Raw genomic sequence first — 16,546 nt, forward strand, 5'->3', positions numbered from 1 at the left:
ATTCCCTTTTATATAAATATGATAAAGTCTATCAAGTCTGCCTTTTTAATTATATGAGTTTTCTCAATGAGTGTATCTTTTAATCAATTATTCGGAATAATATTAATCTGTTTTTTTTCTATACAAACAACAACCGCACAAAGTGCGCGTAAGCCTTCTTATTATGAAAACAGAAAACAGCAACGATTAATTGCACCTAATGAGCGAACAACTCAATCAAAGCCGACTATTCACAACAATAAACTTAATTTTTTGAACCAATTAAAGACAGAAACTCAATTTCATCAATTGGCAAGGGTTTATCAGGTCGGTACTGTTTTTGAAATACCCCATGTTTTATTTGTTATTGATCGCCATAAAAATAATCAAATTTATTATATCAATACACCTAAATACCAGTTACATGAAACCTTTATTCAAAAACGATTAAATAAACAATTGGATCGACGAGCCATAAACGAAAATTATGAATTGCCCCAACGCCGTTTTATCTTTGGTACCTTAAGTTGGCAAAACGCATATCAGGGGTATACCTATGAATTTTGGGAAGGTGATCAGCTTACGCCCTCACTACTGCACACAGCACAAAAACAGGTACAACAAAGTTTTTTTGCACCTGTTATTTTTAAAACCAATTCAACCAAACACGAACAATTGGCCAAAGAAAATAATATAGCCTACATCACTCAAGCCAAACTGATTGGCGAACAACCTTTAATGGTGTTAAATACAGGGAAAGCAGCAGGCACTCTAAAAGTTATTTATTCTGATGAAGAATTAAATCAAGTCACCCCTAATGATATTGTGATCTTAAAAGATGTGCCAATTAGTTTACCTCCTGTTGCAGCAGTCATTACTGAACAACCTTCTACTATTCTGTCTCACGTGAATTTACTGACAAAAAACTGGGGCGTGCCTAATATTTACTTAAAAAATGCGCAGCAGATTCTACAAACCTATATAGGCAAACCCATTACACTGAATGTACGTTCTAACCAATATGAGATACTACCGTACCAACAAATAAAGCAGACAAAACCCATTTCGCCTCCTATCAATTTGCCACGCCCTAACCTATCTCATACACAACTAAAAACATTACACCAACTCAGAAAACAAGACAGCACTATTTGTGGCAGTAAAGCAGCCAACCTGGGCGAAATAAAACATTATTTGCCTAAAGTTATTATTCCTAATGGATTTTGTATTCCATTTGCGCAATACCACCAATTTATGCAAAAAAATGGCTTAAAACAGATTTTATCCCAATTAGAAAAAAGAGAAGATTTTCAAAATAATCCCAAAATACGCCAACAAGAATTAGCCAAATTAAGAGCATTAATCATCACTTGGCCTATTGATCAAGATTTAAAAAACACTTGGCAAACACAATGGCAAAACCAATTGAATAAAACGGGGGTTTTTATCCGTAGTTCTTCCAATTCGGAGGATCTGCCTCATTTTAGTGGTGCTGGTTTATACACAACAATTGCTAATGTAAAAACCGATATTCAATTTGAACAAGCCATAAAAGAAGTATGGGCTTCTGTATTTAATTATGAAGCATATGAAGCCAGACGAGTGGCACACTTACCTACCGATAGTGTGATGATGAGTATTCTGATACAAGAAGCGGTTGATTCAGATTATTCTGGGGTAATGATTACACAAGACCCATTTAATTCAAGCAACCCGTATGCAACTTATATTGTTGCGAAAAAAGGCATTGGTATCAAAGTGGTTGAGGGCAAAAGATTGGCCGAACAAATTTTATACTCAAATTGGTCTCGAGCGATTCAAATACTCAGCCAATCAGAAGAAGACTCTGAGTTAAAACTAGATGATCAAGGTGGGGTTCTCGAACAGCCAATACAATATAAACAGCGAGTATTAAATGACCAGTACATTATTCAATTAGCCCAAACAGGGCATTTAATTAAACAGATTTTTAAAGGTAAAGAGCAAGATATTGAGTGGGCAATCAAAAATGATCAAATCATTATTTTACAAGCCCGCCCGTACATTACCCACTGAAGTATCATTTGATTGGATTTACAGATATTCATCGTGGGTATAAGGAATTTCGAGTAATTGTGCTTGAACAGATAAATTGGCCTTTAAAGAACGTCCAATGGGGCAATCTGCTTGAGCTTTTGCCACTAATTGATCAAAAAGAGCTTGCTCAATATTTGGAATAAATGCTTTTACATTGATACATGATTCAGTGATGGCACCTTGTTGAGAATCCAAATGAACCGTTGCCATAACTTTTAAATTTATGTCACTAAAGCCTGATTGTGTCAGTAAACTACTTAACATCATACAATAGCAGCTAGCATGAGCAGCAGCCAATAGCTCCTCAGGGTTAGTCGCAATCTCTTCTTTCAATGTAGAAGCAAAACTCAAAGCTGTTTTATTTAATGCTTTGCTCTCAGACATTAATATACCAGAGCCCTCTTGTATTGTGCCATCCCATACAGCGATGGAGAAACACTCCATTGTTTTTCCTTTTTCCTAAATACATCATAAATCGTGTCGTATTTTATGGTAAGAAAAAAGAAAGCTTTAAAATTAGTATGATTCGATTATTGGTTCAGATTAGCCGTTTATGCTTCAACCAATTGAAAAGGTACTTCGATAAACTTTTGTCCATTAATGATAATAGTCAGTTTATGTTCCCCTAAATAAAACTTTCTAGTCGTTATTACCTTAAAATTGTGCGCCTTATTTATACACTTTTTATGATTATTTGAATAGTTTTTTTCGCTAATTTTAAATATTTTTTTATAAAATTTACCATTATTAAGCAAAAAAGAAATACCATACTCCAAACGAATATTTTTATTTTGTTCTGACAAATTATGGATACAAAAAGAAAATCGTAAAGAAGAACCAACAGGAACAATTGGGGTTTCTAGCATAAACTGACTCAATTCAATTGACTGAGCATCTAGGCCATATAAAGACATTATTTCAGGATGAGCTTTTTTCAATAAGGTGCGGCAACCATGTTTGACTACTGCATCAACGTCTTTATTGGCACCGTGCCACAATTGGGCAAGGTGCACAACTTTATCTGGATGATCTTTAGCAATATCATTTAAATTATTGGCAACACTGCGTCTGACAGAAGGATGAGGATCATTCTTCAGTTTTTCCAAAACCGGAAAAATTGGTGTAGGGTCCATTTTAAACATAGGCAAAGCCATTGCCCATGGCAATCTTGGACGTAAACCTTCTGAGGCAAGCCTACGCACAAAAGCATGCTCATGCTCTGACCAAATAGACATCTGTTTGAGCATCTTTTCAGGGTATTTAATCAAAAAAGGACGCACAGCAAACTCACAACTGATTAACTGGGTAACGCACTCCATTGCTTCAACAGCATGCTCATATTCATGGATACCATACTGTTCGATATAATCGGGTAAAAACATAAAAGCCAAACCCCAATCAGAACGCTCGTGATGAGTAGACTCATTTGCAATTTGTTTTAAATAAGGCACAGCCAATTTAAAGTCTTTTGGTAAAAACTGATGTAAAACCTCAGCAGTATGACGCATACGTTGTTTAAGCTCTTTTTGAGGCCAGTCTTGAACAAAAATACTGTCAATAAATTGTTTCCGATTAAAAGAAGGTAATATGCCATCTAATGTCTCTGATAACATATGATAGAACTCTAAAGAATAGACATCCTTTAATAAGCTCCCCATCTATTCACCTCCTTTTTTATTCACAACCGTATTTTGTCATCAGGAAAAAGTATCACAACTGTTGATATTACCTTTGTCAAAACCACGTTTAAACCATTCATACCGCTGCGCAGAAGTACCATGAGTGAAACTATCAGGGACAACCCTACCTGAGCTTTGTTGTTGTAGTCTATCGTCTCCAATTGCTTGTGCTGTATTTAATGCTGCCTCTAAATCACCTATTTCTAAAATATTCTGCTTTTGCATTTCATGTCCCCAAATTCCTGCCAAACAATCTGCTTGTAACTCCATTTTGACAGACAACTTATTGGCACCTGCTTCGCTTAATCTTTGTTGTTGCGCACGAACTTTTGTATCAATACCCAGCAAATGTTGGACATGATGCCCTACTTCATGAGCCACAACATAACCTTGTGCAAAATCACCACCACCGCCTAGTTTATTTTTCATGTCATCATAAAAAGACAAATCAATATAAATGGTTTCATCTGCTGGGCAATAAAAAGGCCCCATAACTGCTTGCCCCGCACCACATCCTGTACGTGTGACATTCCGATACAAAACCAATTTAGGTTCTTTATATTGTTTGCCTAATTGAGCAAATTGCTGTTGCCATGTATCTTCTGTTGAAGCTAAAACAACTGATGTTAACTGCGCCCATTCTTGTTCTTGTGCATCAGCAACGACTGGTTGTGTTTGAGTAGGTTCGCTGAGTGTTTGGCTTGTATTCAGTAAAGGGGATAAATCCACACCATAATAGCCAGCAACCAGTACAACAATAAACATAATAATTTTTACTTTACCGCCACCAAACAGAAAACCACCACCAGAGCTTCCTCTACGATCTTCAATATTATTACTTTGTCTACGGTCTTTCCAGCGCATTATTCACCTCGGTGTATTTTGTGATCAGTTTGGCTATTTTACGCTTGACTCTCACACTGTGTCAGTATTTAGAATAGAAACAATGACTCTCAATTGGAAAAAACAATGTTTAAAATAGGTGATTTTTCAAGATTAGCAAATATCAGTGTGCGAATGCTTAGGCATTATGACAAAATTGAACTGTTGAAACCGCAAAAAACTGACAATTTAACAGGTTATCGCTATTACACAGCCAGTCAATTACATGAAATCAATCAAATCCGTACCCTTAAAAGTATGGGGTTTGGGCTTGCACTCATTAAGGAAATTCTGTCTACTCCTGATGATATTAATAAAATTAAATCTTTTTTTAACTCTAGAGAAACCGAGCTACAAGAGGAATTAAATTTACTGATGCACCAAAAACAGCAACTAGAGCAAATATACGATCAATTAAACAATAATCGTTTTAGTATTCCCTATCATCCTCACTTAAAAGAGTTTCCAGCAAGAACGGTCATTAGCTTAAGAAAAATCATACCTAATTATATGCAAGAAGGGATTTTATGGACACAAATCATGCAAGCTGTAAATCAACACAATATTACGCTTGCCCACCCAGTAGACAGTATGGCTATTTTTCATGACCCTGAATATCAAGAACAAGATGTTGATGTGGAAATTCAAATGACTGTCTCCAAGCTATATGAAAATCAGGATGACATTATGTATAAAAACACTCAAGGGTGTTTAGCAGTAACCGTTATGATGAACGGTAGTTATGATCAAATTTCAATGGTACAACAAGCTGTTGCTCAATGGATGGAGCAACATCATTATCGGTTATCAGGCCCTATGTTCAATATTTACCATGTTTCGGTTGCGCAAAACCCAAACCCTGAACATTGGGTGACGGAAGCTTGTTACCCTGTCGTTAAATTATAAGGAATCAATGGATAAAAAAATGAATGAATTAAATATGTGCCAAGGTTTAAATATGCGATTAAAACCCAATCAACCGATCATTAGTGATGTGCCAGCTCAAAAAGTCATCAGAGTTGATATCCAAGGAAACCCGAATACGCAAACAATTAAGCTGATGCCGCCCCTTTACACCATGGCCTACGCTATTCGAAAAATATATAAAGAACAAAATAGGCCTTTTAAAGTAGAAAAACTACGAGGTCGTTGGTCCCAAATGAACCTTGATCAACCAAAAGACATATGGCAAGGAATGTATGCTTTACCTATTCCCAATGAAGTCATTCAATTACCTGAAATAAAAAAAGGAAAACTCATTGAAGGTGTAAAACTACATTTAGAGTTATGGCATTATGGCAAAACAGCACAGATCTTACATATTGGCCCTTACACAACAGAGCATCAAACCACTCAAACACTTCTGCATTTTATCCAACAACAAGGCTATCAAATAGAAGAAAACAGCCATGAAGAAATTTATTTATCCGACCCAAATAAAACCAGATCAGAAGACCTTAAAACCCTTATTTTGTATCGATTAAAACCAATTAAATAATCCATCAAGAAAGGTCATATATCATGCCTAGACCAACAGATAAAGACTCATTATTAACATTGAGCCAAAATCAATTTAATCTGTTATTGAATATACTTGATTCTTTCGAGTCACACGCACTTATGGGTACGTTCCCATTTGACGATCGAGATCACAATATTAGGGATGTTATTGCCCATTTATACGAATGGCACTTGATGTTCCTTAGCTGGTACGAAGTAGGTATGTCTGGCAATAAACCTTCAATGCCCGCTATTGGCTTTTCATGGAAAACCTTACCTGAACTTAATTTTACTATCTGGCAAAAATACCAAAGTATGGATTTAGATACCACGCTAAAGAACTTCAAACAAAGCCACCAAACCATCACACATTTAATCCAGCAACACAGCAATGAAGAACTTTTTACCAAACAATACTACTTTTGGACAGGTTCTACTTCTCTTGGTGCTTATTTTATTTCCAGCACGTCAAGCCACTACGATTGGGCCATAAAAAAAATTAAAAAATACAAAAAAACCTTAACCTTAAAATAATGTCATGCTATCAAAATGTAGAAACAATCATTAAATCAACATAGATAGTTATAAACAGTTTTTAACTATTAAGTTTATAAAATTTACTTTTATATTTTATAAACCTATTGTCTTGACAAAAATCGACTACAAATGTAATCTAAAAACACATTCATCACTTAAACAAATAAAATGGAACAAGAAAAAGCAAGAATCAGCGATGCAGAATGGGCTGTTATGCGTGTTGTCTGGTCTCAACCACAGGCTTCTAGCCAAGAAATTATTGCTTTACTACAACAAAAGAAAGACTGGCAACCAACCACCATCAAAACCCTTTTAGGGCGTTTGATCAAAAAAAATATGGTTGGCACACAAAAGGATGGCAAACGTTATTTGTATTTTCCTTTGGTCTCTGAACAGGAAAGCTTTATCAGTGCAACAGAAAACTTATTTGCTCATATTTGCAGCAAAAAAATAGGCAAAACCATTGCCCAATTAATTGATGATGCCACACTCACCCACCAAGACATTGCATTAATTGAAACAAGCATTAAAAACAAAAAAACACAGGCTGTTGACTCTATTGCCTGTAACTGTATACCCGGTTTATGCGAGTGTAAAACTCATTGTTAATACGTTAAAAAGGAACATAATTATGGAAAATACTACTTTAAAAATTACCGGCATGACTTGTGGACATTGTGTCGCAGCCGTCAAACGAACATTAGATCAAATTGATGGTGTACAAAACACTGAAGTGAGCCTAACCCCTAGCGAAGCAAAAATCAGCTTTGACCCAAATAAAACAAACATTAATACCTTGATCAATGCCATTACTGAAGAAGGTTATGCTGCGGAGCAGATATAAAATGAAAACAGATGAAAGCCCAATGACACCACAAACTCAAAGCCTAACCATTACAGGCATGACCTGTGCCAATTGCTCTGCCCGAATAGAAAGAGAACTTAAAAAACAAATGGGTGTGACGCAAGCTTTTGTTAATTTGGCCACAGAAAAAGCCTCGGTCACCTTTGAGCCTGAGCAAACCAATATCGACAATATCATCAAAAGTGTTGAAAATATCGGTTATGGTGCTATTTTAGATGACAGTGCTCATAAAGAAGAAGCATTAGCCATTAAACAAGAAGAAGTGCGGGAACTTAAACGTGATTTGATTATTGCCAGCATTTTATCTTTGCCTTTGGTTTTGGGTATGTTGTTGTCTATATTGGGCTTTCATGACAATACAGCTGTTATTTTGCTGCACAACCCTTGGGTGCAATTATTACTCACCACACCTGTACAATTTTTTATTGGGAGTCGTTTTTATAAAAATGCCTACCATGCTTTAAAAACCAAAGCACCTAATATGGATGTACTGGTGGCTATGGGCACCACAGCCGCATTTGCATTAAGTGTGTATAACGGCTTTTTCTCTTTAAACAGTCACGATCTTTATTTTGAAAGCAGTGCTGTGATCATTACCCTGATTTTATTGGGTAAATACTTGGAACAAGCAGCAAAAGGGAAAACAGGTAATGCGATTAAACAATTGATGACCTTACAAGCCAAAACGGCTCAAGTCATTAAAAATGGCGAAGAAATTGCCACACCTATTGAACAAGTACAGGTAAAAGACCACATCCGTGTGCGCCCTGGGGAAAAAATTCCTGTCGATGCCATCATTATTCAAGGTCAATCTTCATTAGATGAAAGTATGTTAACTGGAGAGAGCCTACCTGTCGAAAAAAACATTGGGGAAAATGTTATTGGTGGCACATTAAACACCAGTGGTAGCATAATCATTGAAGCAACCAAAGTAGGTAAAGAAACTGCTTTGGCACAAATCATCAAAATGGTGGAAGATGCTCAAGGCTCTCGTGCCCCAATTCAAAAAATCGCAGACAAAATATCGGCTGTTTTTGTTCCTGTTGTGTTAATTATTGCATTATGTACTTTATTGATTACGGCATTCATGACAGGCCAATGGGAAAAAGGTATTTTGCACGCTGTTGCGGTACTGGTGATAGCCTGCCCTTGCGCCTTAGGTCTTGCAACACCAACAGCCATTATGGTTGGTACAGGTGTAGGTGCCAAAAATGGGATTTTGGTCAAAGGTGGCGAACATTTAGAGCACGCAGCTAAAACGCAAGCCGTTATTTTAGACAAAACAGGCACTATTACAAAAGGTAAACCCGAGGTTACCAACATCTCAATTGCTGAGCATATTAATGAACAGAATTTTTTAAGTGCAATTACAGCTTTAGAACAGCATTCTGAACACCCACTGGGTAAAGCCATTTATCAATATGCTCAAAGCCATTTAACGGATAAAGCTATAGAAGTAGCTGGCTTTAAAGCTATGGTAGGCGCTGGTGTATCTGGCTATATTCATGATCAATTGGTCTTAATTGGCAATAAACGTTTATTAAATGAACACAAGATCAATTTTGAAGCTGTACAAACAGAGATATTGGCTCTAGAAAATGAAGGTAAAACCGTTATGTTGGTTGCCATTGATTCTGTTTATGCAGGCCTTATTGCTGTTGCTGATCAAATTAAAGCTACCTCAATAGAAGCCATCAAACAATTGCATAATCAACATATTCAAGTCTACTTATTAACTGGAGACAACAAACAAACAGCTTTAAGCATTGGCAAACAAGTAGGCATTACCCCTGAACATATTTTTGCAGAAGTCTTACCTCAAGACAAAGCCCAGTATGTCAAAAAACTGCAAGATCAAGGTTTAATAGTGGCTATGGCGGGAGATGGCATCAATGATGCACCAGCTTTAGCAATGGCAGATATTGGTATGGCTATGGGTACAGGCACAGATATTGCAATGGAAGCGGCAGATATTACATTGATGCGCGGAGATTTAATCAGCATCAGCCAAACCATTGTACTTTCACAAAAAACCATTCGTAAAATCAAACAAAACCTATTTTGGGCTTTTATTTACAATACAATAGGTATTCCATTTGCTGCTCTTGGATTATTGAACCCTATTATTGCAGGTGGCGCAATGGCTTTTAGCTCAGTCAGTGTATTATTAAACTCTTTAAGTTTGAATCGTATCAAACTCAAATAACACATGACCTCAAATAAAAATAGAGCCTGAAAACTCAGGCTCTATTAACTGCTTAATTTTAATTCAAATCATGTATTAGTTATTAGGTTTAGGGGTTTTATCTGTGGACATAGGTAAAATAGGCATTGTACGTGCTTTTTCAGGCACATCGCCAGTTAAAGTACCAAAGAACGCCACAATATCGGCAACATCTTCTTTGCTGAATTGATGACCAAGCTGTGCTTCACCCATAATGGCTACCGCATCATTTAAACTCCACACACTGCCATCATGAAAATATGGGTAAGTCCGAACCACATTACGTAAACCAGGTACACGGAAGATATATTTATCATCCACAACTTTAGTTACTTCAAATCGACCTTCATCGTATACTTTACTGCCTGTAAATTGCCAATATGGTTCTTTAACCAAGCCAAATTTTTGGAATTGATCACCGCCTAAATTATAACCTTGGTGACAAGCAATACATCCTGTGGAAATAAATTTATCCAGACCAATCAGCTCTTGTTTACTTAAAGCATTCGCGTCACCATTCAAGAAATTATCCCAACGAGTTGGTGTCAATAAAGTACGCTCAAATGCGCCAATGGCAAACTGAATATTTTCCATTGATACAGGGTTTTTATCTTTAGGGAAGGCTTTTTTAAATAAATCCTGATATTCTGGAATAGAAGCAATGGTGTCTATTGCAATATTTTTGTGGGGCAATGCCATTTCAACAGGATTTAAAATAGGGCCGCCTGCTTGTTCTTCAACATCTTTCGCACGTCCATCCCAAAATTGAAATCCTAATAAAGCGGCATTCAGAACGGTAGGCGAATTACGCGCACCAAACTGCCCTTTATGACCTTGGCTAGTAGGTAAATTATCAACCCCATAACTGGCTAAATTATGGCAGCTATTACAACTTACTGTATGCCCTTTTGACAAACGGGGTTCATAAAACAAACGTTGCCCTAATTCAATCTTATAATCATTTAATGGGTTGGCTTTATTTTCAGCCACTTTAGGCAGTGGTTTAAACAAAGCTTGAGCTTGTTCCATTAATGCTTGTGTATCTGGTGTATTGGCTTGTGCAACTGGAAAGCTCAATAGACCAAGAGCAAGAATAGACAGGATTTTAAAGTTCTTCCGTGGATTCATATTTATAGGCTCCTTTGTCATAAAATTAAGCAGCCCGATTATTCTAAATGAAACATTTGTTTAATTTATTGACATAAAACAAGGTAAAGACTCTCATAGTTTTAAACTAAAAAACTAAGAGAAAATATCTATTACCATTTTTTTCAAAAGGTTAACAAATTATTATTGTTCATATATTAAGAAAATTTTAATTCAATTTTGAAAAAATCATCAATAAAGCTTATAAAGCAAACCGTTTGCTGTGTTCTTATAGGCTAATCATTAGTGATCTAAATAGCGCACCCATCATTGTCGCAAGATAGCCCATCTTGTGACAATGGCTCAGCTTGTTGTGCCTTTGATAAAATATCCACAAAAACAGATACTGGCTGAGCACCCGATACAGCATATTGCTCATCAAAAACAAAAAAAGGCACACCTGTTACATTACATCCTTTAGCAGCAGCTTCATCCGCACGAACAGCTTTAGCATATTGGTCAGACTCAAGCATTTGTTGTGTCTGCTTGGCATCTAAACCAACCTCTTTTGCCAATTGTAACAAAACAGCTCTGTCTGCTAAATTCATGGAATCGGTTAAATAAGCCTTAAATAGCCGCTCTTGCATGACATCCTGATACCCCTTGTCTGTGGCAAAATGGGCTAACCGATGTGCATCGAATGTTCGGGTTGACACTAAAGAGTCAAACTGTAAGCTTAAGCCTGCTTCATGGGCTTTTTGTAACACTTGCTTAGTCATTGCTTTGGCTCTATCTAAACTGATTTGATATTTCTGCGCCAAAACCTCGTAAAGCGTTGCCTCATTACTCAAAGGTGCTTGAGGGTCAAGTTCAAAGCTATGATAAACAATGGATATATCTAAATTGGGGACCTGACTTATGGCTTGCTCTAAGTGGTGTTTACCAATATAACAAAAGGGACAAGCAAAATCTGACCAAATATCAATTTTCATAACGACTCCCTAAGCCTATGTTCATCACACTGAATTAAAGTAATTGTTAGCCGACTTCTGGATTCACCCAATTTATTTTGGGTGTTGAACATACAGCTTCAATTAAGTTTTCTACCGCACTTTTTGACATATTATAAAGTGTTTGTTTGGTTGCCCCACCGATATGAGGCAACAAAGTCACATTATCTAATGTCAATAACGCTGAATCTAAGGGTAAAGGCTCCTCTTCATAAACATCTAAGCCAGCTGCACGAATAGCTTTTGTTTTTAATGCTGTAATAAGCGCCTCTTGATCCACTACTTTACCACGTCCACCATTAATCAAAATAGCAGAGCTTTTCATTTTTGCTAACCGTTCGGCATTTATTAATTTTTCTGTTTGTGTATTTAAAGGTAAAGTCACACACACAAAATCGGATGCTGACAACAAAGTATCTAACGAACAATAATCTGCTTGATATAAAGTTTCAACATCTGAATGTTGATGTGAACTGTAATACAAAACATTCATATCAAACCCTAAATGTGCCCGCTTGGCCACTGCCCGACCAATACGCCCCATACCAATAATACCAATATTTTTTTGGTATACATCAACCCCCATTTGCGCCACCCCGATGCTTTTTACCCATTGTTTATTCCGTACAAATTGATCCATTTGGGCAACTTGTCTGGCTGTGGCAAGCACTAAAGAAAAAATCATATCCGCAGTAGAATTGGTTACAGCATCGGGTGTATTCATTAATCGAATCTGGCGTTGATTTAACTGTGTCAAATTAAAATGATCAAACCCAGCAGAAATGGTCGCAATTGCTTTTAACTTAGGCATTTGTGCCAATAAATTGTCAGTCATAACCACGCCAAACCCAATTGCACCAACAATCTTAGGCAATACTGTTTTTAACTGAGCCAAATCACCTAATAAATCTTTGGTATAATGTACATTAAAAACCGTTTCTAACTGTTTTTTTAAGTCACTGGGTAAAGAATAATAAACCAAAATATCATGCTTCATATGATCACCATTTCTATTAAACACACAACAAAGCAATATTCAATATTTTTCTCTTGGATGAAAATGTTCATGTATTTTCTTCAAGCGCTCAGTAGCAACATGTGTATAAATCTGAGTTGTCGCTAAATTAGCATGTCCTAACAGCATTTGCACCGCACGTAAATCTGCACCATGATTGACAAGATGCGTTGCAAAAGCATGACGTAAAGTATGAGGGCTTAGTTGATCAATACCCGCACTTTGTGCATAATGTTTCACAATCATCCAAGCCAATTGTCGGCTCATGCCGCTTTTTTTTTGGCTCACCAATAGATAATCACACCATTTATTTTTCAGTAATTGCTTGCGGGCATTATGGATATAGTCTGTAACCCAATCTACCGCAATTTCGCCTAAAGGAACGATACGCTCTTTGTTTCCTTTACCAATGGTTTGAATCACCCCAAGTTTTAAATCAACTTGTTCTAATTTAATCCCCACAACCTCACTGACACGCATACCTGTAGCATACATAATTTCTAACATAGCTTTATCACGTAAACCATGAGTGGTACCTGTATCTGGCCCTTCTAACAAAAGCTCTATTTGTCCTTCAGAAATCACTTTAGGTAATCTTAACCCCATTTTAGGAGGATGCAAATGTTCACAAGGGTTATCTAAACGAATTTTTTCAATATTAAGGTAAAGAAAAAAACGCTTACACGCAGACAATGCACGCGCACAAGATGCTGGACGTTCTGCTTCATTAAAAATAGCCAAAGCCAAGTCGTTGGCTTGAGCATCTAAAAATGCTAAAGAATTTTGTGCCAATCTGGTTTGTATTTTTAATAAATCTCGTCTATACGCCTCCAAAGAATTTTTCGCCAGTTGTTCGCTTAGCCATAAATGATCTAAAAAAGCATCAATTAAAGAAGTTTGTTCCTGTGGCATTATAGGCATAATACCCCCTCAAGCTGTAATAAAAAAACCTTAATATCCAGCATGTCTTTATCCTGCCCCAAACTAAACCCACCTAAACCTGTTTTACCCAGTACCCGATGACATGGGATAAAAATAGGGATAGGGTTATGACCACATGCCTGCCCTATTGCCCGAGCATGAGAACCCGTTAATTCAGCAAGCTGACCATAGTTTTTTGTTAAACCATAATCAATTTGCGCGATTTGTGTCCATACTTTTTTTTGAAATGTCGTCCCATCAAGAAATAAAGGTAAGGTAAACTTTTCCAATTTCCCTGAAAAATAGGCATCTAAAGCATGAATATATTTTTGTTCTGCCATAGAAAACTGATAAGACAAAGGCTCATATGTTTTAAGTTCTAAACCCGACAATATTTCATCTTGAAACTGCAACTGAATCAAGCCAAATGGCGCTTGGTATGTACCATAAGTTACCTGCTTCATTATGTTCCTCTTTTCTTATCAATTTAAGCTGTTGTTTTATTTCATTCATTTTTTACTTTTCAAGTATTTACACTATTTTTTTCAATTATTTTTAGCCAAAAAGTCTAATTTTTACATAATAAATTTGCCATAAAATGCAACATAACCAAAAAATATCGATAGACAAACCTATAGCAACTTGCCAAAGCCCAGATAAAACAGTTAGTCTTTTACAAGCAACACAAAAATTATTGGAATATTTGTCTAAAATATTAATAACAATTGGAAAAGTACTTAATTATGATGCAAACCAGCTCTATTGAACAAGAAATACAGCCCTCTCGGCCAATTAATAAAAATGATACAAAAACATTGTCTCTGGCTTCTTTAGGCGGCGCCCTAGAATTTTATGATTTTATCATTTTCGCTCTTTTTGCAAAATACATGGGCGATGCTTTTTTCCCAGATACTTTATCTCCTTTTTGGAAAGACATTGGTTCATACGGCGCTTTTGCTGCTGCTTATATTATGAGACCAGTGGGCGGCGTAATTATGGCGCACTTTGGCGACTTAATTGGTCGAAAACGTATGTTTGCCATTTCCATTTTAATGATGGCCGCACCCACCTTTGCAATTGGTCTTTTACCAACATTTGACACTATTGGCTTCTTTGCCCCTATTCTTCTTTTGCTCATGCGTATTATTCAGGGTATTGCTATTGGTGGAGAAGTGCCCAGTGCTTGGGTATTCGTTTCAGAACATGTACCCAGTAGGAAAATCGGTTTAGCCAATGGCTTTTTAACCTGTAGTTTAACATTTGGTATTTTATTAGGCGCACTCATGGCTTTACTGATGGAAGCACTCTTTCCTGAAATAAGTAGTGGACGCACCAGTTTTTTACTGGGTAACAAACAAGACTTACACGATTGGGGGTGGAGAATTCCCTTTCTAGTGGGCGGTGTATTAGGATTTGTCACCATGTATTTACGTCGCTGGTTACACGAAACCCCTGTATTTAAAGAAATGCAGGAAAAAAAGGCTTTATCTAAAGGCATTCCTTTGGTGGATGCGCTAAAAAGCTACCCAAAAAGTGTTTTTGTTTCTATGTTACTGACTTGGTTACTGACCTGCGGTATTTTAGTTGGCTTAATTTTAATGCCTGACTTAATGAACAAAAGCTTTCATATTCCTAGACACACTGTTTTTGTCATGAACTGTCTGGCTATTTTGGCCGCAGTTCTAGGATGTATATTTTGGGGGCAATTATGTGATAAGTTAGGTGCAGGCTTATCATTGATTTTAGGCTGTACATGTTTGGCCATTAGCAGCTATATTCTGTATGCTCATTTAGACCATACCAATTATACAACCATTGGCATTTTATATTTTATTATGGGGTTTTGTGTTGGCTCAGTCAGTGTTGTTCCTTACGTGATGATCAGGATGTTCCCTCCAAATGTACGTTTATCAGGGGTTTCATTTTCATATAATCTCTCATATGCTATTTTTGGGAGCTCAACACCCTTGCTTTTTGTTGCGATTGTCAAAGCCAATCCGTTTGGCATGGCGTATTATGTACTGACTTTATGTGCGGTTTGTATTTTATGTGGTTTTTATTTGATTGCGAAAAAAATATAGATCAACAAATTTACCCCCTACAAAACAAAATTTTTTGTAGGGGGTAAATGAACATATGCACATAACTCATAAAACCATTAAAGAAACTTAACTACTCTATTTACTGATCCCTATTCTGCTTTACATAACAATCCATTATATGATCATCCACTAACCCCATTGACTGCATAAACGCATAACAAATAGTCGAACCCACAAATGTAAAACCCCGCTTTTTAAGCGCTTTTGACATCACATCAGAAATAGGCGTACTTGCAGGCACTTCTGCTAATGAATGAAAATGGTTCACAATTGGCTTACCGTCAACAAAAGACCAAATAAATTGAGAAAAATCCTCTCCGTTTTGTTGCATTGCTAAATAAGCTTGGGCATTTTTTACAATACCGTTGATTTTTAAACGATTACGAATCAAGCCTTTATTTTGCAAAAGTTGCTCAACATCCGCTTGCGTCATTTGGACAATTTTTACTGGGTCGAAATAAAAAAAACAACGGCGATATTCATCACGTTTTTTTAATACAGTGATCCAAGAAAGCCCTGCTTGCTGCCCTTCAAGACAAATTTTCTCAAATAACTTAAGGCCATCATATTGAGGCTTCCCCCATTCATGATCATGATAATCCAGATACAATGGGTCGCTTGTCACCCAACCACAACGCGTTTTTGTCATCCCCATCAGAAATCCTTACTC

The 16,546-nt window shown here is 36.7% G+C and carries 17 protein-coding genes; 8 read left to right on the forward strand and 9 right to left on the reverse strand.

Translation table 11 applies throughout. The features are described 5' to 3' along the window. The first annotated feature begins 66 nt into the window (after positions 1-66). Positions 67-2,034, forward strand: coding sequence for a PEP/pyruvate-binding domain-containing protein (locus AADH04_RS02275; protein ID WP_434778639.1), 1,968 nt, complete (start codon positions 67-69; stop codon positions 2,032-2,034). 18 nt (positions 2,035-2,052) lie between these two features. On the opposite strand, the gene AADH04_RS02280 is transcribed toward AADH04_RS02275, so the two are convergent. The 3 genes from AADH04_RS02280 to ypfJ form a co-directional block, all read right to left on the reverse strand. After that, positions 2,053-2,499 (reverse strand): OsmC family peroxiredoxin, encoded by a 447-nt coding sequence (locus AADH04_RS02280; RefSeq protein WP_434778640.1) that lies wholly within the window; start codon positions 2,497-2,499, stop codon positions 2,053-2,055. Positions 2,500-2,606: 107 nt separating this feature from the next. Beyond that, complete coding sequence (locus AADH04_RS02285) at positions 2,607-3,713, reverse strand: DNA alkylation repair protein (protein ID WP_434778641.1); 1,107 nt, start codon at positions 3,711-3,713, stop codon at positions 2,607-2,609. Positions 3,714-3,752: 39 nt separating this feature from the next. Then, positions 3,753-4,598 (reverse strand): KPN_02809 family neutral zinc metallopeptidase, encoded by an 846-nt coding sequence (gene ypfJ / locus AADH04_RS02290; RefSeq protein WP_434778642.1) that lies wholly within the window; start codon positions 4,596-4,598, stop codon positions 3,753-3,755. 105 nt (positions 4,599-4,703) lie between these two features. Here ypfJ and AADH04_RS02295 point away from each other — a divergent pair, with 105 nt between their 5' ends. From AADH04_RS02295 to AADH04_RS02320, 6 genes are all read left to right on the forward strand, one after another. Continuing rightward, positions 4,704-5,522, forward strand: a complete 819-nt coding sequence (locus AADH04_RS02295; RefSeq protein WP_434778643.1) for a MerR family transcriptional regulator — start codon at positions 4,704-4,706, stop codon at positions 5,520-5,522. A gap of 19 nt (positions 5,523-5,541) precedes the next feature. Continuing rightward, positions 5,542-6,114 (forward strand): GyrI-like domain-containing protein, encoded by a 573-nt coding sequence (locus AADH04_RS02300; protein ID WP_434778644.1) that lies wholly within the window; start codon positions 5,542-5,544, stop codon positions 6,112-6,114. Positions 6,115-6,137: 23 nt separating this feature from the next. Next, positions 6,138-6,650 (forward strand): ClbS/DfsB family four-helix bundle protein, encoded by a 513-nt coding sequence (locus tag AADH04_RS02305; protein WP_434778645.1) that lies wholly within the window; start codon positions 6,138-6,140, stop codon positions 6,648-6,650. Positions 6,651-6,821: 171 nt separating this feature from the next. Further along, a complete protein-coding gene (locus AADH04_RS02310) occupies positions 6,822-7,262 on the forward strand; it encodes a CopY/TcrY family copper transport repressor (RefSeq protein ID WP_434778646.1) in 441 nt (146 codons plus the stop codon). Positions 7,263-7,284: 22 nt separating this feature from the next. Then, positions 7,285-7,497: a heavy-metal-associated domain-containing protein gene (locus AADH04_RS02315; RefSeq protein ID WP_434778647.1), complete on the forward strand. Its 213-nt coding sequence runs from the start codon at positions 7,285-7,287 to the stop codon at positions 7,495-7,497. A gap of 1 nt (position 7,498) precedes the next feature. Beyond that, the gene (locus AADH04_RS02320) at positions 7,499-9,724 is read left to right on the forward strand and encodes a heavy metal translocating P-type ATPase (protein WP_434778648.1); all 2,226 of its coding nucleotides are present in this window, start codon (positions 7,499-7,501) and stop codon (positions 9,722-9,724) included. A 75-nt stretch (positions 9,725-9,799) separates the two neighbouring features. Here AADH04_RS02320 and AADH04_RS02325 read toward each other — a convergent pair whose 3' ends face one another. The 5 genes from AADH04_RS02325 to AADH04_RS02345 form a co-directional block, all read right to left on the reverse strand. Further along, positions 9,800-10,870 carry a cytochrome-c peroxidase gene (locus AADH04_RS02325; RefSeq protein ID WP_434778649.1) on the reverse strand — a complete coding sequence of 357 codons (1,071 nt, stop codon included), beginning with the start codon at positions 10,868-10,870 and terminating at the stop codon, positions 9,800-9,802. 269 nt (positions 10,871-11,139) lie between these two features. Next, positions 11,140-11,820, reverse strand: a complete 681-nt coding sequence (locus AADH04_RS02330; RefSeq protein WP_434778650.1) for a DsbA family oxidoreductase — start codon at positions 11,818-11,820, stop codon at positions 11,140-11,142. A 46-nt stretch (positions 11,821-11,866) separates the two neighbouring features. Then, on the reverse strand, positions 11,867-12,835 hold the full coding sequence (locus AADH04_RS02335) for an NAD(P)-dependent oxidoreductase (protein WP_434778651.1): 969 nt from the start codon (positions 12,833-12,835) through the stop codon (positions 11,867-11,869). 39 nt (positions 12,836-12,874) lie between these two features. Then, entirely contained in the window at positions 12,875-13,765 is an 891-nt protein-coding gene (gene xerD / locus AADH04_RS02340) for a site-specific tyrosine recombinase XerD (RefSeq protein ID WP_434779780.1), read from the reverse strand. Continuing rightward, on the reverse strand, positions 13,765-14,238 hold the full coding sequence (locus AADH04_RS02345) for a methylated-DNA--[protein]-cysteine S-methyltransferase (protein ID WP_434778652.1): 474 nt from the start codon (positions 14,236-14,238) through the stop codon (positions 13,765-13,767). Before AADH04_RS02345 ends, xerD begins: the two co-directional genes overlap by 1 nt. A gap of 279 nt (positions 14,239-14,517) precedes the next feature. On the opposite strand from AADH04_RS02345, the gene AADH04_RS02350 reads away from it, so the two are divergent. Further along, the gene (locus tag AADH04_RS02350) at positions 14,518-15,855 is read left to right on the forward strand and encodes an MFS transporter (RefSeq protein ID WP_434778653.1); all 1,338 of its coding nucleotides are present in this window, start codon (positions 14,518-14,520) and stop codon (positions 15,853-15,855) included. A 100-nt stretch (positions 15,856-15,955) separates the two neighbouring features. On the opposite strand, the gene AADH04_RS02355 is transcribed toward AADH04_RS02350, so the two are convergent. Beyond that, positions 15,956-16,531 (reverse strand): DNA-3-methyladenine glycosylase I, encoded by a 576-nt coding sequence (locus tag AADH04_RS02355; protein WP_434778654.1) that lies wholly within the window; start codon positions 16,529-16,531, stop codon positions 15,956-15,958. Between the last annotated feature and the right edge of the window lie 15 nt (positions 16,532-16,546).

Origin of the sequence: Neisseria sp. Ec49-e6-T10, from assembly GCF_051132615.1 — a bacterium.
Lineage (GTDB): Bacteria > Pseudomonadota > Gammaproteobacteria > Burkholderiales > Neisseriaceae.